We start from the raw sequence: 23308 nt of genomic DNA on the forward strand, positions 1-23308 counted from the left end.
GCCCGTTCACGCGGACCGCACCGCGCGAGCCGCCGCTACCGGCTCAGTACGGCGCTCCCCGAGCCGTTGCGGCGCCGGGCGAGACGGTGGAAGGCCTTCGGGGCGCGCGGTGGTGCGGGCAGGGCGCCGGCGACCGCGTCGGCCAGGAGCGTGGTGACCGTCTCGGCGGCGCAGGTGCGGTTGGCGCCGATGCCGCCGCTGGGGCCCCGCTTGATCCAGCCCACGACGTAGGTCCCCGGCTGTCCGGTCACCCGGCCGCCCTCGTGCGGGACGGTGCCGGTGGTCTCGTCGAAGGGCAGTCCGGCGACCGGCATCCCTCGGTAGCCGATCGCGCGCAGCACCATGTCGGTCCGTATGGTCCGCTCCCCCGACGCCTCCACGACGCGCACACCGCGGACGGCATCCTCGCCGACCATCTCCATTGGAGCGGAGTGGAAGCGCAGCACGATGCGCCGACCCGGTGCGGGCGCCTGGTCCCAGTCGACGCGGGCGCGCGTGACGCCTCGCAGGAGGGCGGCCTTGCCCTTCGGGTCGGACATCGAGTCGGCCTCGTCGACGGCTGCGGCTACCCGGGGATCGTGGTCGTCGACGACGAGGTCCAGGCCCGGCACGTGCTTGAGGGCGAGCAGTTCGGACTTGGTGTAGGCGGCGTCCTCGGGGCCCCGGCGGCCGAGCAGGACCACTTCGCGCACGTTCGCGGCGCGCAGCGCCTTCAGCGCGTGGTCAGCGATGTCGGTGCGGGCGAGGCTGTCGGGGTCGGCGAGCAGGATGCGGGCGACGTCGAGGGCGACGTTGCCGTTGCCGACGACGACCACGCGCTCGGCGGACAGGTCGATCGCGTCCGGCGCCTCGTCGGGGTGGCCGTTGTACCAGGCGACGAAGGCCCTGGCGGAGATGCTGCCCGGCAGTTCCTCGCCCGGCACGGACAGCGTGCGGTCGGCCGAGGCGCCCACGGCGTAGATGACCGCGTCGTGGTGTGCGGCCAGCTCCTGCGCGGTGACGTCGGCGCCCACGTCGAGCCCCAGGTGCATGCGGACCCGGGGGTGTGTGTGGAAGCGCGCGAAGGTGTCGCCGACCTTCTTGGTGGCGGGGTGGTCCGGTGCCACGCCGAAGCGTACGAGGCCGCCGGTCTCCGGCAGCCGGTCGATCAGGGTCACTTCGGCGCTGGTGTGCAGGAGCAGGTCCTGGACCGCGTACATCCCGGCGGGTCCGGTGCCGACGACGGCGACCTTGAGCGGCGCGAAGTCCGAGGGCAGGACCCGCGGGAAGGACGGCTTGTCCCAGGCGTGGAAGTTCGGCCCGTCCGGGGCCGGTTCGGGTTCCTGGTCGGCGAAGTACGCCGCGTTGATCTCCGCGTACTCCTGCTGGGCGACGGGCAGGCTGTCCACCGGGAAGATCGCCTCGACGGGGCATGCGTCGGCGCAGGCGCCGCAGCCTATGCAGGTCGCCGGGTCGATGTGCAGCATCTCCGTGCTGCCGAACGCCCTTTCCTGCGGCGTCGGGTGGATGCAGTTGACCGGGCACACCGCCACGCACGTGGCGTCGTTGCAGCAGGTCTGGGTGATGGCGTAGGAGGTCATGTCGTCGGCTCGACTCGCTCGGCTCGGATCGGCTGGTTCTCAGCTCGATCGGCTGGGATCAACTCACAACGGAACTGCTCGGATTGCTGGGATTGCTGGGATTGCTCGGACGGCTTGAACGGCTCGGACGGCTCGGAACTGTTCGGCGCCGCGCGGCTCAGATGAGGTTGGCGCGCTTGTAGAAGGCCAGGGCCGGCTTGGTGAGCAGGCGCGACGAGGCCAGGAACTCCATGAGGCCCGCACAGCTGGAGCGCATCATGGACTTGTGGTGCTCGTTGTTCTTCGCCTCGGCGAGGGCACGCTTCTCGTCGAGCCCCGCGTTCGCGTACACCTTGTCGTTCACCATGCTGGTGACGATGTAGTACGAGGCGATGGCGACGACGAACGCGTTGATCTGGCGGCGCAGCGGGCCCGCACCGGAGAGGCGCTTGGTCGTCTGGTCGCGGGCGAACTTCATGTGCCGCGATTCCTCGACGACGTGGATGTTGTTGATCGTGCGGACGAACGGCACGACGCGCTCGTCGCGCATCCAGTCGCGCTGCATGACGTCCAGGACCTCTTCGGCCACGAGGATCGCGGCGTAGGCCGCCTCGCCGAAGGCCACCGTCTTGAACGCCCGGCCCAGCTCCATCGCGAACCGCTTGGGCCGGTAGGCGGGCGCACCCAGCTTCCGGGCGCCGCGGGCGAACATGATCGAGTGCCGGCACTCCTCGGCGATCTCGGTCAGCGCCCACTGCACTTCGTCGCTGGCCGGGTCCTTCATGTAGACGTCGCGGAGCACCATCTGCTGGAGGATCATCTCGAACCAGATGCCCGTACTGGCCACCGACGCGGCTTCCTGCCTCGTCAGCTCCTTGCGCTGCGCTTCGGTGAGCTCCTGCCAGTACGCCGTGCCGTACAGGGAGCACCATTCCGGGCTCGCGCCGTGGAAGTCCCGGTCGAGGGGGGTGTCCCAGTCCACCTCGGTGGCCGGGTCGTAGGCCAGTTCGGCGGCCGAGTCGAGCAACCGCCGTGCCACGTCGTCTTCTTCGGGGTGTTCCTGCGATGCCGGCCGAACAGTGCTGCTTGCCATGCTGCGGCTCCTTGACTCTGATGCGTACGTTCTCTTGTTCGCTCAGGCAACGGACCGGGGCGCTGTCCCGCAACGCGCCGCGACCCGCTTGTTAGACAGACGGTATAACAAGCGAGGCGCGGATCCTACCCCCGAGTAAGAACCGAATTCGCGCAAGTTCTTGCAGCAAGACTCCCGCGCAGGTCGCGCCACCCAGGTCCACGCATCGCTCACCGAATCCGCGAAACTCACCCGCCGCACCGGCCGCCAAAGTCACTCATGACACCGATAGTTGAAATATCTTGCAGAAAGCATTGACGCGTACATGCGCGGACGGCAGGCTCCGATGCGGAATCCCCCCACGGCAGCCTCCCCCACGAGCCGCTGCCCTTCTTGGGCACAGCTGTGCCCGGTCCCGAAGGAGCCGCACCATGCAGCACCGTTCCCGCCTCATCGGCGCGACATCGGCCGGGGTCCTGGCCGCGGCCGGCCTCGCGACGTTCGCGCCCTCGCAGTCACAGGCGACGCCGCCCGGCGACAAGACCGTCACGGCCACCATGTTCGAGCGGTCGTACGCGGATGTAGGCAAGGCCTGCGGCGACCAGCTCGGTCCGGCGGGATACGGCTACGTCCAGGTGTCGCCGGCGTCCGAGCACATCGAGGGCGACCAGTGGTGGACCTCGTACCAGCCCGTCAGTTACAAGATCGCGGGGCGTCTCGGCGACCGCGCCGCCTTCAAGGGCATGGTCGACGCCTGCCACGAGGCGGGCGTCAAGGTGATCGCGGACGCCGTCATCAACCACATGGCGGCCGGGTCGGGAACGGGCACCGGCGGCACGAAGTACGGCAAGTACGACTACCCCGGCTACTTCCAGGACGCCGACTTCCACACCTGCCGCACGAGCATCAACGACTACACCGACCGCGACAACGTCCAGAACTGCGAACTGGTGGGCCTCGCCGATCTCGACACCGGCAGCGACGCGGTGCGCGGCACCATCGCCGCCTACCTCGACGACCTGCGGTCCCTGGGCGTGGACGGCTTCCGCATCGATGCCGCCAAGCACATGGCGGCCGACGACGTCGCCGCCGTCAAGGGCAAGATGAGCGACCCCGGATTCTGGGTCTCGGAGGTCATCCACGGCGGCGGGGAGGCCGTCCAGCCCGACGAGTACACCGGCGTCGGGGACGTCGACGAGTTCCGTTACGGCGGGCACCTCAAGAGTGCCTTCCAGGGCGGCGACATCGCGCAGCTCAAGTCGGTCGCCGACGGCAAGCTGGGCAGTGCGTCGGCCCGTACCTTCGTCGACAACTGGGACACCGAGCGCAACGGCTCGACGCTCACCTACAAGGACGGCGCGACCTACGCCCTGGCCAACGTCTTCATGCTGGCCTCGCCCTACGGCTCGCCGAACGTGTACTCCGGCTACGAGTGGTCCGACAAGGACGCGGGCCCGCCCAGCGGCGCGGACGGCTGGACGGACACGCACACCCAGCAGGCCGTCACGGGCCTGGTCGGGTTCCGCAACGAGGTGGGCGCCGCCGAGCTGACCGACTGGTGGGACAACGGCGGCAGCGCCCTCGCGTTCGGCCGCGGCGACAAGGGCTTCGTCGCCCTGAACAACGGCGACGGCGAGCTGAAGCAGACGTTCGCGTCCTCACTGCCCGGCGGCACGTACTGCAACGTCGCCAAGGCGTCCCCCGACAGCTGCGACGGCAACACGGTCACCGTCGGGGACGACGGGAAGATCGAGACGACCGTGCCCGCGCACGGCGCCCTGGCCCTGCACACCGGGGCCAAGGCGGGCTGAGGCTACGCCAGGCGGAACACCGGGTGGCGCGGCGACTCGGCGGCGAACTCCTCGTCCGTCGAGTCGCCCGTCACGTCGAAGTAGGCGCGCGTGACGGGCACTTCACGCCAGTACTGGCGCAGGACGGGGACGCTCTCCTCGGGGCCTAGCTCGACCACGCGCACGGTCTCCGACGTGCCGCCCCTGCTGAGGTCGATCTGCCCGGCCACGCGGGCGTTGCGCACCCAGTTGCTCACCCCGTAGGCGCCGACGACCCAGCGCTCGCCACCGGCCGACATCACGTCGACCGGGACGGAGTACAGGCGGCCCGACTTCCTGCCGGGCACGGTCAGGACGTACCGGTAGCCCTTGCCGATCCCGAACCGGGTCATCGTCCGGAACACGCCGTTGATCAGGCGCGTGCCGAATCCGATGCGATACGTCTTGGCCATCAGCCTTCTTCCTGTCGAGCGACCGGCGGTTACCGCGCGGCCAGCAACTGGGCGGCGCCGAGGCGGGCTTGGCGCGCCGCTTCGGGTGATCCCGATATCGCGGCCGTGGTCATGGCCCCTTCCGCGAGCAGGACCAACGGGCCGACAGTCTGCCCGGATTCACCCGCGTCGGCCACAAGCCCGGCCATGTAGTGGTGGAAGGCGTCCTTGTGCGCGCGGACGGCGTCGGCCACCGCCGGTTCCACGGACCCGAGTTCGCCAAAGGAATTGATGAAGGCGCAGCCCCGGAAGTCCGGCTCGCAGAACCACTCGTACAGCCAGTCGTAGACCGCGAGGACGCGCTCGACCCCGCCCGGCCGGCTCTGCGCGTACTCGGCGAGCCGGGTCCGCCAGCGGTGGTCGCGGCGCTCCAGGCAGGCGAGGACCAGCTGCGACTTCGAGGGGTAGAGCTGGTACAGCCGCTTGAGCGAGATGCCCGACGCGGCGCGCACCTGGTCCATGCCCACGGCCTGGATTCCCCGCTCGTAGAAGAGCTCTTCGGCGGCGTCGAGGAGTCGGACTTCGGCTTCGGCGCGGTCCATGAGGGGCTCCAGGCAGGTGAGAACGATCGTTCTCTGACCTTACTACGCGGCGGCGCACACCTGCACCCTTGCGTGAGAACGTGCGTTCTCCTATCGTGAGCCACCGCAGCGGAGAACGCACGTTCTCTTGATCGCGGACTCCGCGTCGCCCACGTTTTCCGGGAGAGAGCCATGACCGAACGACCCCCCGTTCCGCCGTTCACCCGCGAGTCCGCGGCCGAGAAGGTCCGTCTCGCCGAGGACGGCTGGAACAGCCGCGATCCCCGCAAGGTGGCCCTCGCCTACACCGAGGACTCCCGCTGGCGAAACCGCGCCGAGTTCGTGACCGGCCGCGACGCCATCGTCGCCTTCCTGTCCCGCAAGTGGGCCAGGGAGCTCGACTACCGCCTCATCAAGGAGTTGTGGGCGTACGACGGCCACCGCATCGCGGTGCGCTTCGCCTACGAATGGCACGACGACTCCGGCCAGTGGTACCGCTCGTACGGAAACGAGAACTGGGAGTTCGACGACTCCGGCCTGATGCGCGCCCGGCACGCCTCCATCAACGACTTGCCCATCCCGGAGTCCGAGCGCAAATACCACTGGCCGCTCGGCCGCCGCCCCGACGACCACCCCGGCCTCAGCGACCTCGGCCTGTGACGGTCGCGTCCCCTCCGACCGCGGACCAGCGGCTGATGACGAGCGGGAGCAGGGCGCACTGGACGGCGACCGCGGCCCAGAACAGGCCCGCGCCGCCGCCGCGTTCGGCCAGCTGGTAGCCCTCGCCTCCGGCCACTCCGCTGACGAAGGCGCCGATCCCGGCCGCGAGACGCTGATGGCCGAAGACGACCGCCGGGGCGCGGGGCGACCGGGCGAGGGCTTCGAGGTCGTTCTTGAAGAACAGGACGATCTCACCGAGGCAGACGAGCAGGGCCCCGGCCAGGATCGCGGCATGGCTGCCGACGGCGAGCGTGGCCATGCCTGCGGCCATGGCACCGAACCCCAGCCACAGGGCCCGGGCGTAGGACAGGCGCGCGATCCGCTCCGAGAGGAGGGGCTGCGCGATCACGAGCAGCAGGGCGTAGAGCGCGAGGACCAGGCCGTAGTACGTCGTGGAGGTGCGGGGCACCGCGTACAGGGCCAGGTAGTGCTGGAAGAACATGAACACGTACAGGCTCAGCACGGTGGTCGTGAACGGCAGCACGGCCAGGCCGGTGAACGCCTTCTCGCGGCGCGGTGGTGGCCGGTCCGGTCCGGCCCCGCTGGTCTGCCCGTCATCGGCGCTCTCCGCGGGCAGCAGCGCATGACCCGCGGTGATCGCCGCGAACAGTGCGGTGACCGCGGTGAACAAGCCGGCCGATGCGCTGAGCACGAAGGGCGCCGCCGCCAGCGGGCCCAGGGCTATGCCCGCGTTCAGCGCGGAGCTACTAGCGGACAGCAGCAGCGGGCGCTGCTCCTCGTCCACCTCGTGGATCAAGTAGGCCTTGTTCGCGGGCAGATAGAGCGCGGCACCCACGGAGACCAGGAAGAGCGCGAAGACCGCTGCAGCGGGGTGACGCAGGCCGGGCAGGAAGCAGCCGAACCCCGCCGTACGGATCACCAGGGCGAGCAGCATCGTGCGTCGCAGCCCGATGCGCTCGGCGACGGCGCCGCCCACCACACCGCCGGAGAACTGCACCAGGGAGGCGACGGCCAGCACGACGCCGACCGCGCCGAGCCCCATGCCGAGCCGCTCGTGGAGCAGCACCGACATGAAGGGCAGCACGGCGAAGCTGCCCAGCGGGATCAGGAACGACCCGGCGAGCAGGAAGCGTTGCGGCCCCGTCAGCCGCGCGAGGCCGGATCGCAGGCGCCCGCGCGGCGTGACCGGCGGTGTCACCGGGGAGCGATGAGCGGCCGTATGCTCCCGGCGGCGCTGAGCGCACGGTGCAGGGCGAGTTCCGCGGTGGCGCCCTCGGTCAGGACGATGCCCGTGCAGCCACGCTGATCGTGCACGTGCTCCAGTCGGTCGCCGGGGGCCGCGGTGGGGTACCACTCGGGTGCGCCGGGGAAGGCGGCCAGGCCGTCCACGCCGGTCCACCCGGTGAGGGTGCCTGCCCGGTCGGGGTAGACCAGGACGAATGCCGATGCGGGGCCCGTGGCGGCGGGGGCGTCGAGCAGGGCGGGGCGCAGGCCGAGCGCCACGGCGATCATCGCGTCGTACACGTTGGTGCGCAGGGCGCGGCACAGCGCCTCGCCGACCAGTGCTCCGCCGATGCGCCGGTTGATCTCGACGAGCTCCGGTCCTTCGGCGGTGAGGACCAACTCGACGTGGGCAAAGCCCTCTTCGTGGCCCGCGGTCGCGAGGACGCGCCCCACCCAGTCCTGGATCCGGGCGAATTCCGCTTCCGGGAGAGCGACGGGGAAGGCCGCTGCCTCCTCGCGGACGGACGGTTCGGGAGACATCTGACGGCTGAGCACGCCCAGGAGCCTCGTCTCCCCCGCCCAGCTCAGCGTCTCCGCGCTGTAGACGGGACCGGCGAAGAAGGGCTCCGCGAACAGCTCTCCGGTGAAGGGGCGTCGGGCTGCTTCGTGCAGCGCCGCGTGCAGCTGCCGCTCGTCGCGGACCAGCCAGACGTTGCGCGACGAGGTGCCAGCGGAGTCTTTGAGGACCACCGGCAGGTCGATCTGCCGCAGCACCTCGTCGGCCGCCGCCGGGTCGGCCGGGATCGTCAGGGCAGGACCGCGGCTCAGGTTCCGTTCGTGCAGGAGGTTGCGCACCCGGCTCTTGTCCCGCAGCACGCGGACCGCGGCCGGGTCGGGTCCCGGCAGACCGAGGTCGGCGGCCAGGTCCGCGCCCGGCACGCTCCAGGTATCGGTGGAGTTGATGAGCCCCTTCAGGCCGGGCACGGCGGCCAGGGCGGCGGCGGACGCGGCCTGATCACGGGTGTCGACGTCGACGACGTCGAGTGCTCCCGGCGCCAGACGGGCCAGTTCGTGCCGGTAGACGGACCGGTTGCCCGTGAGCAGGCAGAGCCGGTGCCCGGCGGCATCGGCCGCTTCCACCAGGCGTCCGAGGCCGAAGGTGAGTGCTTCCAGGGCGGCGATGGTCACGATGCCTTCCCCTCCTTGTCGTGCGTCGTCGTGCCCGCATCGGGCGTGGACGTCCTGGCGCGTACGTCGTAGCCGCGGCGGTTCCACTCCATCGCCGACCACGGCAGGGCGAGGTCGGCCAGGTCCGTGATCTGGTGCGGTTTGAGGGTGCGGGGGTCGAGCGCCTCCTCGTGGCGGGCGAAGACCCGTTCGGTGTAGCGGTGTCCCGTGTCCGCCCCGATCACCAGGTGCATCCGGTCGGGGTTGCGGGCCGCTTCCCAGGCCGTCACGAGATGGGCCGCGCCGGTGGAGAGGCCCGCGAACACCGCGTGGGTGCGCAGCAGATCGACGGCTCCCGCCATGGCGTGCCGGAAGTCGACCCAGTGCAGGGTGTCGTACAGGTCGTGGCGGACGTTGTCGAAGGGGATCGAGCTGCCGATCCCGGCGATGATCGCCTCGGGGTCGCTGAAGCCCTCGCTGCCGAAGGTGACGCTGCCGAAGGGCTGCAGGCCCAGCAGGCGTATGTCCCGGCCGCGTCGGCGCAGCGGCTGGACGAGTCCGCCGGTGGAGGCGCCGGTGCCGACGGCGCCGACCACGGTGAGCGGGGTGTCGGGCAGCGCGGTGTCGACCAGGTCCGCGAACTCCTGGTAGCCCGCGTAGTGGATGCCGTCGTGGTACTGGCGCATCCAGTGCAGGTCACCGCGCTCGGCGAGCAGTCGGCGCACGCGGCGCACCCGCCGCTCCTGGTCGAGGCGCAGACTGTCCGACGGCGGCATCTGGTCCACCGTGGCGCCCAGGATCTCCAGTTGGGCGCGCATCGCGGCGTCGACGGTGGTGGACGCGATGATGTGGCAGCCGAGGCCGTAGCGGTGGCAGGCCATGGCGAGGGCGAGGGCGTAGATGCCGCTTGAGCTGTCGACGAGGGTCTGGCCGGGCCGTACGGTGCCGCGGTCCAGGAGGGTGCGTACCGCGCCGAGCGCGGCGTACACCTTCATCGTCTCGAAGCGGGCGAGGACGACGTTGTCGGCGAGCCGCAGCAGGTCGGGGGCCTTCATGGCGTCGGTGATGTGCCCGTGGACGGTGGCCGCGGGGGCTGCCGCCGTGCGCAGGGGGGTCACCGCCCGACCGACCGGAGGTAGCCGCCCAGGCGCTCGGCGCCCTTGACGTTGCGCGGGCCGCTGACGGCGTCGCCGTAGGACATGACGAAGAAGCGGTTCTCCTTGACGGCCGGGACCGACTTCAGGCCGGACCGCGACTTCAGGTAGGCGATCTTGTCGGCGGCGGGCTGGTCGGCGTAGTCGATGATGACGATGACCTCGGGTTTCGCCTTGATCACGGGCTCCCAGCCCACGGTCGTCCAGCCCTTGTCGAGGCCGTCGAAGACGTTGGTGGCACCGGCCGCTTCGATGATGTCGTTCGGTGCGGCATGGCGTCCGGCGGTGAAGGGCTGGTCGGTGCCCGAGTCGTAGACGAAGACCTTGGCCGGGTCGCCCTTCTCGGGCCAGGTCTTCTTCAGGGCGGTGACACGGCTCTTGAGGTCGGTGACGACTGTGTCGGCCCGCTTCTCGACGCCGAAGATCCGGCCCAGGTTGTCCAGGTCCGTGTAGAGCGCCTCCAGGGGCGTGACGTCGACGCTCTTGTCGCCGTAGTCCCAGCAGGTCTCGGTGTGCAGATAGCTGGCGGACCCGACCTTCTCCAGGAGGGCGGGCGTGATGCCGCGCTCTTCGCTGAAGCCGGAGTTCCAGCCGGCGAGGACGAAGTCGGCCTTGGCGTCGACGACAATCTCGCGGGTGATGCGCTCGGTGCCCAGGCGCTCCACGCCGGTGTAGTCCTTGCGCCAGGGCGAGCCCTTGATGGAGGGGTCGCCGAGCTTGTTCATGACGTAGCCGCGCATCCGGTCGGCGAGGCCGAGGGAGAACATCTTCTCGGCGCCGCTGACGTCGTAGGCCACCGGACGCTTCGGGCGGGTGTACGTGACGTCCTTGCCGCAGTTGGAGACGGTGACCGTCCGCGTCTCGTTCTTCGCCGCCGGTTCGACCTCGGCGCCGCAGCCGGTGGCCAGGAGTCCGGTCGTCGTCAGCAGCGCGGCGGCCGCCAGGGCGCGGGGCAGCGGTGGTCGGATCATGAGTGCGGTCCTTCTGACAGGGCGTCGGCGGGTGCCGGGGCGCGGGTGGGGGCGAGGTCGTAGACGAGTTGGGGCGTGCCGGTGCGCGGGTGGTGCACGATCGTGGCGTCGACGCCGAACACCTTGCGGATCAGCTCGGGGGTCAGGACCTCGGCCGGGCTGCCCGTGGCGACCAGGGAGCCGGAGCTGAGGACGGCGATGCTGTCGCAGGCGGCGGCCGCCAGGTGGAGGTCGTGCAGGGCGGTGAGCACGGTGAGGCCCGATCCGCGCAGGAAGGACAGGAGCTCGACCTGGTGGCGGATGTCCAGGTGGTTGGTGGGCTCGTCGAGGACCAGGACGCGGGGTTCCTGGACGAGGGCGCGCGCCACGAGCACGCGCTGGCGCTCGCCGCCGGAGAGGGTGAGCACGCTGCGCTCCGCGAGGTGGGTGACGTCGAGGCGGTCCATCGCCTGTCGGCACAGGGCGCGTTCGCGTGCGGTGAGGGGCTGGTTGCCGCGGGCGTGCGGGGCGCGGCCCAGGGCCACGACCTCTTCGACGGTGAAGTCGAGTTCGGTGTGGCTCTCCTGGGTGAGGGCGGCGATGGAGCGGGCGCTGTCGCGCAGGGTGAGGGATGTCAGGTCGGCGCCGTCCAGGAGTACCGCTCCCGAGGTCGGTTTCAGCGCCCGGTAGACGCAGCGCAGGGCGGTGGACTTGCCGCTGCCGTTGGGGCCGACGAGTCCGACGATCCGGCCGGCGTCCACCGCGATGCTCAACCGGTCGACCAAGGCCCGCCCCGCCGCCTCGACGGACAACTCCCGCAGTACGAGGGTCATCTAGCGCCCTCCGAACAGGTAGCCGCGGCGGCGCATCAGCGCGATGAACACCGGTACGCCGATCAGCGCGGTGATCACCCCGAGCGGCAGCTCCTCGGGAGCGAAGGCCGTACGGGCGACGAGGTCGACCCAGACCAGGAAGCAGGCTCCGGCAAGCGGTGCGACGGCGAGGACCCGGCGGTGCGTCGAGCCGACGAGGATGCGTACGACGTGCGGCAGGACGAGCCCGACGAAGCCGATCGCGCCGCTCACCGCGACGATCAGGCCGGTGACGGCCGCCGTGAGGAGGAAGAGACGCCGCCGCAGGGCCTCCGCGTCCACGCCCAGGCTGGCCGCGGTCTCGTCCCCCAGCGAAAGCACGTCCAGGGACCGGCTCTGGCGCAGCAGCACCACGACCGTGACCAGGACGGCTCCGGCCGCCAGGGGCAGCGACTCCCAGGACGCCGAGCCGAGACTGCCGAGCAGCCAGAACAGCACCGTGCGCGCGGCCTGCCCGTTCGGGGAGAGGAAGACGAGCACGCTCATCAGGGCCTGGAACCCGTACGCCAGCGCGACCCCGGTGAGCACGAGCCTGAGCGGCGTCAGGCCCAGCGGCCCGCGCGCGGCCAGATACACCAGGACGGTGGCCCCCAGCGCCCCGAGGAACGCGGCGGCGGACAAAGCGTAGACACCCAGGCCGGCGAAGATCCCGAACACCACGACCGCGGTGGCCCCGACGGACGCGCCGGAGGAGATACCGAGGACGAACGGGTCTGCTAGCGCGTTGCGCACCAGCGCCTGGATGGCAACGCCCACGACCGCGAGCCCCGCCCCCACCACGGCCGCAAGCAGTACCCGCGGGGTGCGCACGTGCCAGACGATGGAGTAGCCGCTGACCTCGTCCGCGCCGATGCTGCCGCCGGTGAGGGCGGCGGTCAGGAAGCGTACGACGTCGCCGGGCGGCACGACGGTCGGTCCGAGCGCGATTCCCGCCAGTACCGAGATCACCAGGGTCACGGAGAGGACGGTCAGCGTGGTCACGAGTCGGCCGCGGCCTGCCTTGCCCGCGGTCGGCTCGCGCGGCGCCGCCTCGGGAGGGGAGGCGGCCCTTGTTGTGGCCTCGGTCATGAAGTCCCTTCGCCCGTTCGGCAGTTCGCATCAACGCGGCCGCTCCCACGCGGCGGCGGCACGATCCAGTAGTCGGCGGGCGTGGCCGCCGAGTTCCCGCAGATCGAGATTGACGAACTGCCCGGTCACCGTCCGGGCTTGGTCCCGCGCACGATCAGGCGCTTCGAGTGGTGGTCGTAGGGCGCGCCGTCAAAGCCGCCGAAGCACTCGACGTCCGTGAACCCGGCGTCTTCGAAGAGGCCGCGCAACTCGGCCGCGCTGTAGAGGAAGGAGGTGATGGAGGCCTCGCGCGCGATGCCGTCGCGCACGAGCGTCCAGTCGGTGCGCAGCCGCGTCCAGCTGTCCAGGACGGTGTCGCGCTGCACGACGTAGGCGCCGTCGAGTTCGACGATTTGGGGACGGCCGATCCAGCCCGCGAGCACCTCTTTGCCCATCACGTCGACGAGCAACTGCCCACCGGGGGCCAGCGATTCACGGGCGTTGCGCAGCACCCGGAAGTTGTCCCGCGGGTCGTCGAAGTAGCCGAAGGAGGTGAAGACGTTGAGCACCACGTCGTACGACTCCGGCTCGACGTGGGTGAGCATGTCCGCCCGGATCAGACGGACGTCGACGGCGGCGTCCTCACACACGGCCCGCGCCCGCTTCAGCAGCTCGGGGCTGAGGTCCACCCCCGTGACCTCGTAGCCGCGGCGCACCAGCGGCACCAGATAGAGGCCGGGCCCGCAGCACAGATCGAGGACGCGGCTGCCCGCGGGGAACGCGAGCAGCGGCGATTCGGCGACGACGTCCTCCGTCTCCGCTCGCCGCCGCTCGGAGAACATCGTCTCGGAGAAGTCGGACCAGAATCCGTCGTCCTCGTACCAGTGCATGCCGCAGCAACCTCGATCCGGTGAGCCGCCCGGAACATCCGGGACGCGCTCACCAGTGGTCGGCTGCGGTTCTCTTCTGGTTCCCGGCCGGTTCCGGCCGGCGAGGTGCGGCACGATCGACGGGCAGCCATGAATACACCTCACGCCGGGCGCTTCCCGAAGGGAGCCCGGCGTGAGGTGTAGGTGTACGGGTGCCGGACTTGCCGCCCGGCGGTGGCGGCTAGGCGCCGCTCGCCTTGAGCATGTCCTCGCGCTCGACGATCTTCACGCGCTCGCGCTCCGCGGCCACGCCCAGAGCCTTCTCCGCGGCGTCGAGGCGGTACCAGCCCTCCCAGGTGGTGAAGCGGATGTTCTGCTCGCCGAGGTAGGCGTTGACGGCCTCCGGCTCGGGGGCCGTGGGCGCGTGCAGACGGTCGTTGGCGAAGTCGTCCAGGAGGCTGGCGACCGTCTCGTTGGCGTCGCCCTTGGTGTGACCGATCAGGCCGACGGGGCCGCGGCGGATCCAGCCGGTGACGTACGTGGACTGCAGGTGCTCGCCGGTCTCCTCGATGACCCGGCCGCCCTTGTCCGGCACCGTGCCCGATGCGACGTCCCAGGGCAGCTTGGGCAGCTCGTCGGAGAGGTAGCCCACGGCGCGGTAGACGGCGCCCAGGTCCCAGTCCTTGAACTCGCCGGTGCCCTTGACGTTGCCGGTGCCGTCCAGGGCGGTGCGCTCGGTGCGCAGGCCGGTGACCTTGCCGTCCTCGCCGAGGATCTCGGTCGGCGACTCGAAGAAGTGCAGGAAGAGCTTGTGCGGCCGGTCGCCGGCGTCGCGGATGGCCCAGTTCTCCAGCGTCTTGGCGACCATGTCGGCCTGCTTGTTGCCGCGCCGGGTGGCGATCGAGCCGTCGTCGTAGTCGATGTCCTCGGGGTCGACGATGACCTCGATGTTCGGGGAGTGGTCGAGCTCGCGCAGCTCCATCGGGCTGAACTTGGCCTGCGCGGGTCCGCGGCGCCCGAAGACGTGCACCTCGAGGGCCTTGTTCGCCTTGAGCCCCTCGTGGACGTTGGCCGGGATCTCGGTCGGCAGGAGCTCTTCCGCGGTCTTGGCAAGGATGCGCGCCACGTCCAGCGCCACGTTGCCCACGCCGAGGACGGCGACCTTCTCCGCCTCCAGCGGCCAGGTGCGCGGCACGTCCGGGTGCCCGTCGTACCAGGAGACGAAGTCCGCCGCGCCGTACGAGCCGTCGAGGTCGATGCCGGGGATGTCGAGCGCCCGGTCGGCCGTCGCGCCGGTGGAGAAGATCACCGCGTCGTAGAAGGAGCGCAGGTCGTCGAGGTCGATGTCCCGGGGGTAGTCGACGTTGCCGAAGAAGCGGATCTGCGGCTTGTCGAGGACCTGGTGCAGGGCCGTGACGATGCCCTTGATCCGGGGGTGGTCGGGGGCGACGCCGTAGCGGATGAGACCGAACGGCGCGGGCATCCGCTCGAAGAGGTCGATCGACACACCGGGCTCGACGGCCACTGCGGATTTCAGCAGCGCGTCGGCGGCGTAGATGCCGGCCGGACCGGCTCCGACAACAGCTACCCGCAGAGGGCGAGACATGATCAGGTTTCCCTTCGAGCGAAGACGTGGGGCTCTTGGGGAAGCCTAAACTAAGGCAATCCTAAGTTAGTACCCGGGCTTGACCTATGACCTCATAAGCCCAGCTTATGGGATCACGTAGGCAGGGTTTGAGACGGGCCGGGCGGCACTGTGCCTCCCGGCACCCGGAGGTGCGGGCGGGACACCGGGGAACTCGGGCCGGTGGCGCCGCGTTGTCAACTCACCCGACTCTCCGACGAGTTGGGCCTGAGCCACCACTGAGCCACCCCGTGCACCTGAGTCGGTCGACTTCCACAGCGCCCGTGCACCCGAGTCGGTCGACTGCCACCCCGCTCATCTTCCGCTCTTCACGGAGGCCCGGAACCATGAACCGTAGTCACCGAAATCACTCCAAGCCCTCCCGCCGCACCGTCCTCGGCGGCGCCGCCGTCACGGCCCTCGCCGCGGCGACGGGCGCGGGAACGGCCGGAGCGGGAACGGCCGCCGCCGCCACTGCCGCGCGGCACCCGCAGGCCGCCGCCTGGCCGACCGAGTTCCCGCTGCCCGACGGCTTCCTGCCCGAGGGAATCACCATCGGGAACCAGCCGTACGCCTACATGGGATCGCGCGCCAACGGCGCCGTCTACCGCACCGACCTGCGCACCGGCCGGGGCCGGATCGTCCACGAGGGCGCCGCGGGCACGGTGGCGGTCGGCCTGAAGATCGACGACGACGGCCTGCTCTACATCGCCGGGAACACCGGGGTCGCACGCGTCCTGGACACCCGCAGCGGCAAGCTGGTGCACACCTACCGGCTGACGGAGGCGACTCCCGCCCACTTCATCAACGACGTCACGCTGCTCGGCGACCGCGCCTGGTTCACCGACTCCCGCGACAGCGTGCTGTACGGCGTGCCGCGCGGCCGCAGAGGCTCGGTGCGCGCGCTACCCCTCGGCGGCGACTGGGAGCAGACGCCGGACGCGATCAACGCCAACGGCATCGTCGGCACCCCCGACGGCCGGGCCCTGATCGTCGTCAGGAGCACGCCGGGCAAGCTCTACCGCATCCCCCTCAAGACCGGGCACGCCACGGAGATCACCCTGGTCGGCGCGGGCGACGTGGCCAACGGCGACGGACTCCTGCGCATCGGCCGCACCCTGTACGTCGTCCAGAACCGGCTCAACAAGATCAGCGTCTTCCACCTCGACGCCACGTCCACGACCGCCACCCTGCGCCGCACCATCACCGACCCCCGCTTCGACGTCCCCACCACCGCCGCCCGCCGGCGCGATCGCCTCTATCTCGTCAACGCCCGCTTCACCAGCCCGCAGGAGCCCACGACGACGTTCAACGCCGTCGCCGTACCCCTATGACCCCTGTGAACCCTGAGCACCGCGCCCCTTGGATTCCAGGCCGGACGGCGTCGGTCGGCACCGATTGAAAGATCAAAGTGGCGCCGGGTTAGCATATGAGCGCCGCCTAGCTCGAAAGATAAACCTGTGACTGTCAATGACGACTCGTTCACCAACTGGAAGAACCGCGAGGAGATCGCGGAGTCGATGATCCCGATCATCGGGAAGCTGCACCGGGAGCGGGACGTCACCGTCCTGCTCCACAGCCGCTCCTTGGTGAACAAGTCGGTGGTCAGCCTCCTGAAGACCCACCGATTCGCCCGTCAGATAGCCGGTGCGGAGCTCTCCGTCACCGAGACGCTGCCGTTCCTCCAGGCCCTCACCACGCTCGACCTCGGCCCCTCGCAGATCGACATCGGCCTGCTCGCCGAGTCCTTCCGGGCCGACGACCGGGGCCTGTCGGTGGCGGAGTTCACCGCCGAGGCCGTCGCCGGCGCCACGGGCGAGAACAAGATCGAGAGCCGCGAGGGACGCGACGTCGTCCTCTACGGCTTCGGCCGCATCGGCCGTCTCGTCGCCCGCCTGCTGATCGAGAAGGCCGGTTCCGGCAACGGTCTGCGGCTGCGCGCCGTCGTCGTCCGCAAGGGCGGTGAGCAGGACATCGTCAAGCGTGCCTCACTGCTGCGCCGTGACTCCATCCACGGCCAGTTCCAGGGCACGATCACCGTCGACGAGGCGAACAACACGATCGTCGCCAACGGCAACGTGATCAAGGTGATCTACGCCAACGACCCCTCCGAGGTCGACTACACGGCGTACGGCATCAAGGACGCCATCCTCATCGACAACACCGGCAGGTGGCGCGACCGCGAGGGCCTCTCCCAGCACCTGCGCCCCGGTATCGACAAGGTCGTCCTGACCGCGCCGGGCAAGGGCGACGTCCCGAACATCGTGCACGGCGTCAACCACGACACGATCAAGCCGGACGAGCAGATCCTGTCCTGCGCCTCCTGCACCACCAACGCGATCGTCCCGCCTCTCAAGGCGATGGCCGACGAGTACGGCGTGCTGCGCGGCCACGTGGAGACCGTCCACTCGTTCACCAACGACCAGAACCTCCTGGACAACTTCCACAAGGCCGACCGCCGCGGCCGCTCCGCGCCGCTCAACATGGTCATCACCGAGACGGGTGCCGCCTCGGCCGTCGCCAAGGCGCTGCCCGACCTCAAGGCGCCCATCACCGGCAGCTCGATCCGCGTCCCCGTCCCGGACGTCTCGATCGCCATCCTGAGCCTGCGCCTGGGCCGCGAGACCACCCGCGAGGAGGTCCTCGACCACCTCCGCGACGTCTCGCTGCACTCGCCGCTGAAGCGCCAGATCGACTTCACGACCGCTCCCGACGCCGTTTCCATGGACTTCGTCGGCTCGCGGCACGCCTCGATCGTCGACGCGGGCGCCACCAAGGTCGACGGCGACAACGCGATCCTCTACCTCTGGTACGACAACGAGTTCGGCTACTCGTGCCAGGTGATCCGCGTCGTCCAGCACGTCTCCGGGGTGGAGTACCCGACCTACCCGGTGCCGGTGGCCTGACCTCGGCAGCATCACAGGAGGGGGCCGCGCCCGGATATCCGCATCCGGGCACGGCCCCATCCTCTTATCCCTGCCGGTCCGGCACCCGCTGCCGCAGGACAAGGCCGGGCACGTCCGCGGCGCCCGCGACGGTCCCCCGGGCGAAGGCGGCGACGTAGGCGTTCTCCCCCAGCGCCCGGCGCACCCTCATGACCGTCCGCGCGTGTACGTCGTGCAGGGGTACGAGGCCGTCAAGAGCGACGCCGGTCGTGCGCCGCAACTGGGCCGCCGCGCCCAGGAGTTGGGCGGCGTAGTCGGGTTCGTCCGTCGCTTCGGCGGCCCAGGCGAGGGATTCCACGCCCCACACGGGACCCCAGCGGTCGTCGATGTCCCACTGGGGAACCAGGCTCTCGCGGATCAGACGGACCGCGTCGTACGGATCGCCGTGCAGGAGTTCGGTCAGCCCGTGCACCCACCGCGTCCACGAACAGGCCCAGGAGCCGCCGCGCGCCCGGCCGTCGGCCACGTACTCCTCGCAGGCCTCGAACGCCGCGTCCCGTTCCCCGAAGAACGTGCAGGCCATCGCCCAGAGCATGGTCGCCATATGGGCGTCGCCGGTGAGTCCGGCCTCCCGCATCCTGCGGCGGGCCCGGTCGAACAGCGCGATCGACGTGGGGCAGCCGCGGATCAGTATGGCGTCGGCGCCCTGGATGAACAGCACCGAAGGCAGCGGCTCACTGCCGGGAATCCGCCCCGCCAGGCGATGACAGGCCGTCAGATACGTGCGCGCGGTGTCCTGTTCGCCCTGGCACATCGCCACCCACGCCCGCAGCGTCATCGCTCCGACCAGGGCGGGGTCCGCGACGGCGGCGGGCAGGACCGGTGCCAGCGTGCGCTCGAACCAGTGGCGCCCCTCGCCGAGCGTGCTGCTGAAGAACCAGAAGCGGGTACGGGTGAGGTTCACCGTGATCTCGAGGCCTGCCCCCGCCTCACCGGGCTGGGTGGCGCTGAAGTCCAGCGCGGCCCGGATGTTGGGCAGTTCGCGGCGCAGAGCGGTCAGCCAGTCGACCTCCAGGGGGCTGCACCACTGTGCGGCCGTCGTGGCCGCCATGGTGCGGTAGTAGTCCAGGTGCCGGCGCCGCAGGACCGTCTCCTGTCCCAGGGCCCGCAGCCTGCGCCCTCCGTACTGGCGGATGGTCTCCAGGAGCCTGTACCGGGTGCGCCTCTCCCGGCTGCCCATGCTCAGGATCGACTTGTCGACCAATCCCGACAGAAGGCGTACGAGTTGCTCGCGGTCGATCCCGTCGCCCGAGCAGACCGTCTCCGCCGCTTCGAGTCCGAAGTCGCCGGAGAAGACGGACAGGCGGGCCCACAGGACCTGTTCCGGTTCCGTGCACAGGTCGTGGCTCCAGTCGACGACGCCGCGCAGCGTACGGACGTAGCGCGAGGCGGGGGTGTGCGGCGCCCCCGGAGCGCCGCGGGTGCCGGTGTCGGTGTCGGCCAGGAACTGGAAGCGGTCGTCGAGCCGTTCCAGGATCTCCTCCGCCGAGAACGTGGCGAGGCGGATCGCCGCCAGTTCGATGGCCAGCGGAATGCCGTCCAGTCGGCGGCACAGCTGACGGGCCGCGCCGCCGCCCGCCTCGGCGACCCGCACACCGGGGGCCGATGCCGCCGCCCGGTCGGACAGCAGCCGCAGGGCCTCGTCCGGGGGCAGCGGCGCCAGCGGCAGCACGTGTTCGCCCTGCACGTGCAGGAGATGCCGGCTGGTGGCAAGGACCCGCAGACCGGGGGCCGCGCGCAGCAGCGTGTGGACCAGGTCGGCGACGGCGGTCACGACGTGCTCGCAGTTGTCCAGGACCAACAGGGTGCGCATGTCCCGCAGGCGCCGTACGAGGACTTCCCTGCCAGGCAGCGCGGACTGGTCCTGGAACCCCAGGGCCTCGCACACGGCCCGGTCCAAGAGCCGGGGGTCGGTGAGCGGGGCCAGGTCCACCGTCCACACCCCGTCGGGGCAGGAGCCCGCCGCGTCGGCGGCCACCCGCAGCGCCAGACGGGTCTTGCCCACCCCGCCCACGCCCGTCAGGGTGACAAGGCGCGCGACGTCGAGCAGCCGCCCGGCCTCGATCCGCTCCCGGCCCCGCCCGACGAACGAGGTCGTCTCGGCCGGCAGCCCGCCGCCACGCTCCGAGAGCGGCGAGGCGGCCGGAGCCTCGTCACGGACGGTGGCGGCCCGCGCGCCGGTGCCCGACCAGGCGAGCGCGGGGTCGTCGGCCAGCATCCTGCGGTGCAGCTCGCGCAGTTCGGCGCCCGGATCCACGCCGAGCTCCTCCGCGAGCAGCGCCCTGACCGTGCGATAGCAGTGCAGCGCCTCGCCCTGGCGCCCCGCGCGGTGCAGGGCCAGCATCCGCTGCGCCCAGAACGGCTCCTGAAGAGGATGCGAGCAGGTCAACTCGGCCAGCTCCGGCAGGAGTTCCGTATGCCTGCCCAGTACGAGGTCGGCGCCCACCCGCAGTTCCAGGGCCACCAGACGCCGTTCGAGCAGGGCGGGCACGACATCGCGCTGCAGCGCCGCCGACGGCACGTCGCTGAGCGGTCGTCCGCGCCACAGCCCGAGGGCCTCTGCCAGCAGCGCGGAGGCACCTTCCGCGTCGTGCACCGACAGTGCCGACTTGGCGCGGCGCATCAGCAGGTCGAAGCGCCGCAGATCGAGTTCGCCGTCGGCCACCTCGATCGCGTACCCGCGCGGATGGGTCCGCACCGGGCCGGGACCTGCCGCGCCGCCGAGGGCGCGGCGCAGCCTGAGCACGTGGTTCTGCAGGGTGTTGCGGGCGCCGCCCGGCGGGTCCTCGTCCCACAGCCGGTCCACGAGGGCATCCAGCGGGACGACGCGCCCCGCGTCGAGCAGCAGGGTGGCGAGCACGATGCGTTGCTTGGTGGCCGGGATCGGCACGACGACACCGTCCCACACCACTTCGACCGGCCCCAGCAACCCGAATTCCCAGCTCATCGAGCCCCCCGTCCACACCCACCCCGAGCACGCCATATCAGCGCAACGTGACGAAGGTATCGCACACCGTGACCGCCGGGCGGGGGTCGTCGCGATCTCCCCACATTCCGGTGACCCACGCGGATGACGTTGCCCCGAGCTGCGCGTGACCGGCGAGTGACCGGCGTGACAGCGCGGCGGCGCACCGTTTGTCCCGTCAGCGACATCGGCGGCCGCGGGGTCGCGGGGAGGCAATGGGGAGGATGAGTGCGCTGCACGATGCCGAGGAAGTATCGGCCACGCTCGCATGGACACGGTGGTTCCGCAGGACCGTCACCGTCACGGCGCTGCCGGAGCCGGATACCGCGGTGGGCCGCCGCGTCGACGAGGCCGCCGCACGGTTCGCGCACCGGCGGCTGACCGACCGGCCGCGCACCGACCGGCCGTCGTGGTTCACCCCCGAGCGGCGCGCCGCCCTGCTCGCGGAGGCGCGCGAGGGAATCCGCACGGACCCCGAGCACAACAACGGCAAGGTCAACGCCAAGTTCGGCCCGCTGGCACTCGAACTGGTCCGCACGGTGGATCTGGCGCGCTATGTCGAGTCGGTGACCGGGGTTGCGCTACGGCCGCCCCACGCGTCGACCTACCTGGGCTACCTGTTCGACGGCAGCGCCCTCGAACTGCACCTGGACGACGAGCGCTACGGCGACATCACCCTCCTCCTGTGTCTGCACCGCAAGCCCTGCGGCGACGGAGGCGCGGGCAGCCGGACCGTCTTCCTGGAGGGCGGCCGCCGCCGCTTCGTGGACCTCGCCGAGCGGGAAATCCTGGTCTTCGACGGGGTGTTCGCGCCGCACGGACGGACTCCGGTGACCGGCGGCGAGGAGATCGTCCTGCTCAGCTTCGGATTCCGTGCCGCGAAGAACACGACCGGACGCAGCGGCGACGTCGAGTTTCCGCCGGAGGCCTGAGCCGTCGGCGGGATGCAGAAAGAACACCGAGAAAGGAATGGACGTATGGGCGAAGAGAACGCTCCCCAGCCGGAAGAGACCGAGGCGCACACCGCGGTACCCGACATCGACGACTTCGCGGTGACCGAGGTCGAGGACGCTGCCGCGGCCTTGATCCAGTACCGCCCCGACATGGGCTGAACCCACCGAGAAAACGCCTGAGTCGTGCCGGCGCGGGGCTGCTGTGTCCCCGCGCCGGTGCATCCGGCGGCATGTGAGGGGACACGAGGAGTGCACACCGCAGACCTGAAGACCGACGGACGCTACCGGCTCAGTCCCGCCGTGCGGCTGCTGCCGCCGGACTCCTTCGGCAACCGGCAATGGCTCGCGGTCGATCTGGTGACCAAACGCCGGCTGGCCATCGGCAGGCACGCCGTGGCGCTGTGCGTACTCGCCGCGGGCCCGACCACCCTGGCGGACGCGGTCCACGCCGTCGCCGACTACGCGGACGCGGGGCGTGACGAACTGGCCAAGACGTTCAGGACGCTCCTGGACCAGGAGATCCTGGTGGCGGCGGACCCCTCGGAGCAGAGCCGCTGGGTGGACGAGCTGCTTGCCCAATGGCGCGCCTACGGCTGGGCCGAGGCCGCCGATCACCACCTGATGACCTTCGACTACCCCTTCCACGACTACAGCGCCGACGGCTGGACGCAGGACCGCGCCCTCATGCGCGCCTACCGTGAGGCCGAGTTCGACGGCAGGCGGTACAAGCCCGCGGACCAGGGTGCGGCGGACGGGCTGCGGGCGCCGCGGGTCACCGACATCCTGCCGACCCTGAGCGCCGGTCTCGACGAGCTGAGCGGAGCGCCCCGGCGCGCGAGCACGCTGGACGCGGAAGCCTTGCTGCGGCTGATGTCGGTCGTGTTCGGCATCCTGGAGAGCAAGGGCGGCGGGCCGGGCACGGCCCCCTTCATCCGGCGCACCAGCCCGTCGGGCGGGGCGCGCCATCCCTCGGAGGGTTACGTGTGCGTCTTCGACGTGCCGGGGCTCGACGCGGGCTGGTACCACTACTCGTGCGGCGACGACGAGCTGTGCAAGGTCGCCGAGCCGGACACCGGGCGCTCGCGGCGCGCGCTGTTCGGGGCGCTGCGGGCGCCGTTCCCCGTGCGCGCCGTGCTGGTGATGACCAGCGTGTTCGGCCGCAACATGTACCGCTATCGCGAACCGCGCACGTTCCGCACCCTGTTCATGGACGTCGGACACCTGCTCACCACCGCGGAAATCGTCGGGCGGGCCACGGGCATCTCCGTCTTCGGGCAGCACGGCATCGACGACGCCGTCATCGGTGATGTCCTGCGCCTCGCGCCGGGCGAAGAAGCCCCGCTGCTCTCGGTAGCCCTGGGAGACGGCCGCGCGGTCCCCGCACCTCCCTCGTCCGAAAGGCAGTGAACGCCATGGTCAGCCTG

General features: G+C 70.8%; 20 protein-coding genes. 7 read left to right on the forward strand and 13 right to left on the reverse strand.

Annotation, left to right across the window (positions count from 1 at the left end):
• Nucleotides 1–35 precede the first annotated feature (35 nt).
• Complete coding sequence (locus ABZ906_RS09685; protein WP_361379695.1) at nucleotides 36–1580, reverse strand: FAD-dependent oxidoreductase; 1545 nt, start codon at nucleotides 1578–1580, stop codon at nucleotides 36–38.
• Nucleotides 1581–1737: 157 nt separating this feature from the next.
• Nucleotides 1738–2652: a diiron oxygenase gene (locus ABZ906_RS09690; protein WP_361379698.1), complete on the reverse strand. Its 915-nt coding sequence runs from the start codon at nucleotides 2650–2652 to the stop codon at nucleotides 1738–1740.
• Nucleotides 2653–3062: 410 nt separating this feature from the next.
• On the opposite strand from ABZ906_RS09690, the gene ABZ906_RS09695 reads away from it, so the two are divergent.
• Nucleotides 3063–4442: an alpha-amylase family protein gene (locus tag ABZ906_RS09695; RefSeq protein WP_361379701.1), complete on the forward strand. Its 1380-nt coding sequence runs from the start codon at nucleotides 3063–3065 to the stop codon at nucleotides 4440–4442.
• A 2-nt stretch (nucleotides 4443–4444) separates the two neighbouring features.
• On the opposite strand, the gene ABZ906_RS09700 is transcribed toward ABZ906_RS09695, so the two are convergent.
• The gene (locus ABZ906_RS09700) at nucleotides 4445–4873 is read right to left on the reverse strand and encodes a nitroreductase/quinone reductase family protein (RefSeq protein ID WP_361182648.1); all 429 of its coding nucleotides are present in this window, start codon (nucleotides 4871–4873) and stop codon (nucleotides 4445–4447) included.
• Nucleotides 4874–4902: 29 nt separating this feature from the next.
• A complete protein-coding gene (locus tag ABZ906_RS09705) occupies nucleotides 4903–5454 on the reverse strand; it encodes a TetR/AcrR family transcriptional regulator (RefSeq protein ID WP_361182649.1) in 552 nt (183 codons plus the stop codon).
• Nucleotides 5455–5625: 171 nt separating this feature from the next.
• Between ABZ906_RS09705 and ABZ906_RS09710 the strand changes: the two genes are divergently transcribed.
• A complete protein-coding gene (locus ABZ906_RS09710; protein ID WP_361379704.1) occupies nucleotides 5626–6093 on the forward strand; it encodes a nuclear transport factor 2 family protein in 468 nt (155 codons plus the stop codon).
• On the opposite strand, the gene ABZ906_RS09715 is transcribed toward ABZ906_RS09710, so the two are convergent.
• The 8 genes from ABZ906_RS09715 to ABZ906_RS09750 all read right to left on the reverse strand — a co-directional run bounded on the left by ABZ906_RS09715 (nucleotide 6074) and on the right by ABZ906_RS09750 (nucleotide 15003).
• Complete coding sequence (locus tag ABZ906_RS09715; protein WP_361379707.1) at nucleotides 6074–7312, reverse strand: MFS transporter; 1239 nt, start codon at nucleotides 7310–7312, stop codon at nucleotides 6074–6076. The genes ABZ906_RS09710 and ABZ906_RS09715 overlap by 20 nt on opposite strands.
• Nucleotides 7309–8526, reverse strand: coding sequence for an ATP-grasp domain-containing protein (locus ABZ906_RS09720; RefSeq protein ID WP_361379710.1), 1218 nt, complete (start codon nucleotides 8524–8526; stop codon nucleotides 7309–7311). The genes ABZ906_RS09715 and ABZ906_RS09720 overlap by 4 nt, the downstream gene beginning before the upstream one ends.
• A complete protein-coding gene (locus ABZ906_RS09725; protein WP_361381376.1) occupies nucleotides 8523–9560 on the reverse strand; it encodes a pyridoxal-phosphate dependent enzyme in 1038 nt (345 codons plus the stop codon). Before ABZ906_RS09725 ends, ABZ906_RS09720 begins: the two co-directional genes overlap by 4 nt.
• A 59-nt stretch (nucleotides 9561–9619) precedes the next feature.
• Entirely contained in the window at nucleotides 9620–10630 is a 1011-nt protein-coding gene (locus tag ABZ906_RS09730; RefSeq protein ID WP_361379713.1) for an ABC transporter substrate-binding protein, read from the reverse strand.
• Nucleotides 10627–11442 carry an ABC transporter ATP-binding protein gene (locus ABZ906_RS09735; RefSeq protein ID WP_361379716.1) on the reverse strand — a complete coding sequence of 272 codons (816 nt, stop codon included), beginning with the start codon at nucleotides 11440–11442 and terminating at the stop codon, nucleotides 10627–10629. Before ABZ906_RS09735 ends, ABZ906_RS09730 begins: the two co-directional genes overlap by 4 nt.
• Nucleotides 11443–12549 (reverse strand): iron ABC transporter permease, encoded by a 1107-nt coding sequence (locus ABZ906_RS09740; RefSeq protein WP_361379719.1) that lies wholly within the window; start codon nucleotides 12547–12549, stop codon nucleotides 11443–11445. It lies immediately after the preceding gene.
• A gap of 125 nt (nucleotides 12550–12674) precedes the next feature.
• Nucleotides 12675–13418: a methyltransferase domain-containing protein gene (locus tag ABZ906_RS09745; protein ID WP_361379722.1), complete on the reverse strand. Its 744-nt coding sequence runs from the start codon at nucleotides 13416–13418 to the stop codon at nucleotides 12675–12677.
• Between the two features lie 220 nt (nucleotides 13419–13638).
• Complete coding sequence (locus tag ABZ906_RS09750; RefSeq protein WP_361379725.1) at nucleotides 13639–15003, reverse strand: FAD-dependent oxidoreductase; 1365 nt, start codon at nucleotides 15001–15003, stop codon at nucleotides 13639–13641.
• A 365-nt stretch (nucleotides 15004–15368) separates the two neighbouring features.
• Here ABZ906_RS09750 and ABZ906_RS09755 point away from each other — a divergent pair, with 365 nt between their 5' ends.
• The gene (locus ABZ906_RS09755; protein ID WP_361379728.1) at nucleotides 15369–16355 is read left to right on the forward strand and encodes a superoxide dismutase; all 987 of its coding nucleotides are present in this window, start codon (nucleotides 15369–15371) and stop codon (nucleotides 16353–16355) included.
• 126 nt (nucleotides 16356–16481) lie between these two features.
• A complete protein-coding gene (locus ABZ906_RS09760) occupies nucleotides 16482–17927 on the forward strand; it encodes a glyceraldehyde-3-phosphate dehydrogenase (protein ID WP_361182663.1) in 1446 nt (481 codons plus the stop codon).
• 64 nt (nucleotides 17928–17991) lie between these two features.
• Here the strand turns inward: ABZ906_RS09760 and ABZ906_RS09765 are convergent, their stop codons facing one another.
• Nucleotides 17992–20913: a BTAD domain-containing putative transcriptional regulator gene (locus ABZ906_RS09765; protein WP_361379731.1), complete on the reverse strand. Its 2922-nt coding sequence runs from the start codon at nucleotides 20911–20913 to the stop codon at nucleotides 17992–17994.
• Nucleotides 20914–21155: 242 nt separating this feature from the next.
• Here ABZ906_RS09765 and ABZ906_RS09770 point away from each other — a divergent pair, with 242 nt between their 5' ends.
• From ABZ906_RS09770 to ABZ906_RS09780, 3 genes are all read left to right on the forward strand, one after another.
• Complete coding sequence (locus tag ABZ906_RS09770) at nucleotides 21156–21863, forward strand: hypothetical protein (protein ID WP_361379734.1); 708 nt, start codon at nucleotides 21156–21158, stop codon at nucleotides 21861–21863.
• Between the two features lie 45 nt (nucleotides 21864–21908).
• Nucleotides 21909–22043, forward strand: a complete 135-nt coding sequence (locus ABZ906_RS09775; RefSeq protein WP_361182667.1) for a hypothetical protein — start codon at nucleotides 21909–21911, stop codon at nucleotides 22041–22043.
• Nucleotides 22044–22133: 90 nt separating this feature from the next.
• The gene (locus ABZ906_RS09780) at nucleotides 22134–23291 is read left to right on the forward strand and encodes a SagB/ThcOx family dehydrogenase (RefSeq protein ID WP_361379737.1); all 1158 of its coding nucleotides are present in this window, start codon (nucleotides 22134–22136) and stop codon (nucleotides 23289–23291) included.
• Nucleotides 23292–23308: the final 17 nt, after the last annotated feature.

The sequence above is a fragment of the Streptomyces sp. NPDC046925 genome (genome assembly GCF_040644915.1).
Classification (GTDB): Bacteria; Actinomycetota; Actinomycetes; order Streptomycetales; family Streptomycetaceae; genus Streptomyces.

Coding starts and splice junctions, on each gene's coding strand:
- ABZ906_RS09725 (WP_361381376.1), bottom strand. CDS start 9,560: ATGAAGGCCCCCGACCTGCTGCGGCTCGCCGACAACGTCGTCCTCGCC.
- ABZ906_RS09740 (WP_361379719.1), bottom strand. CDS start 12,549: ATGACCGAGGCCACAACAAGGGCCGCCTCCCCTCCCGAGGCGGCGCCG.
- ABZ906_RS09735 (WP_361379716.1), bottom strand. CDS start 11,442: ATGACCCTCGTACTGCGGGAGTTGTCCGTCGAGGCGGCGGGGCGGGCC.
- ABZ906_RS09685 (WP_361379695.1), bottom strand. CDS start 1,580: ATGACCTCCTACGCCATCACCCAGACCTGCTGCAACGACGCCACGTGC.
- ABZ906_RS09770 (WP_361379734.1), top strand. CDS start 21,156: ATGAGTGCGCTGCACGATGCCGAGGAAGTATCGGCCACGCTCGCATGG.
- ABZ906_RS09695 (WP_361379701.1), top strand. CDS start 3,063: ATGCAGCACCGTTCCCGCCTCATCGGCGCGACATCGGCCGGGGTCCTG.
- ABZ906_RS09745 (WP_361379722.1), bottom strand. CDS start 13,418: ATGCACTGGTACGAGGACGACGGATTCTGGTCCGACTTCTCCGAGACG.
- ABZ906_RS09710 (WP_361379704.1), top strand. CDS start 5,626: ATGACCGAACGACCCCCCGTTCCGCCGTTCACCCGCGAGTCCGCGGCC.
- ABZ906_RS09775 (WP_361182667.1), top strand. CDS start 21,909: ATGGGCGAAGAGAACGCTCCCCAGCCGGAAGAGACCGAGGCGCACACC.
- ABZ906_RS09755 (WP_361379728.1), top strand. CDS start 15,369: ATGAACCGTAGTCACCGAAATCACTCCAAGCCCTCCCGCCGCACCGTC.
- ABZ906_RS09765 (WP_361379731.1), bottom strand. CDS start 20,913: ATGAGCTGGGAATTCGGGTTGCTGGGGCCGGTCGAAGTGGTGTGGGAC.
- ABZ906_RS09730 (WP_361379713.1), bottom strand. CDS start 10,630: ATGATCCGACCACCGCTGCCCCGCGCCCTGGCGGCCGCCGCGCTGCTG.
- ABZ906_RS09750 (WP_361379725.1), bottom strand. CDS start 15,003: ATGTCTCGCCCTCTGCGGGTAGCTGTTGTCGGAGCCGGTCCGGCCGGC.
- ABZ906_RS09700 (WP_361182648.1), bottom strand. CDS start 4,873: ATGGCCAAGACGTATCGCATCGGATTCGGCACGCGCCTGATCAACGGC.
- ABZ906_RS09705 (WP_361182649.1), bottom strand. CDS start 5,454: ATGGACCGCGCCGAAGCCGAAGTCCGACTCCTCGACGCCGCCGAAGAG.
- ABZ906_RS09690 (WP_361379698.1), bottom strand. CDS start 2,652: ATGGCAAGCAGCACTGTTCGGCCGGCATCGCAGGAACACCCCGAAGAA.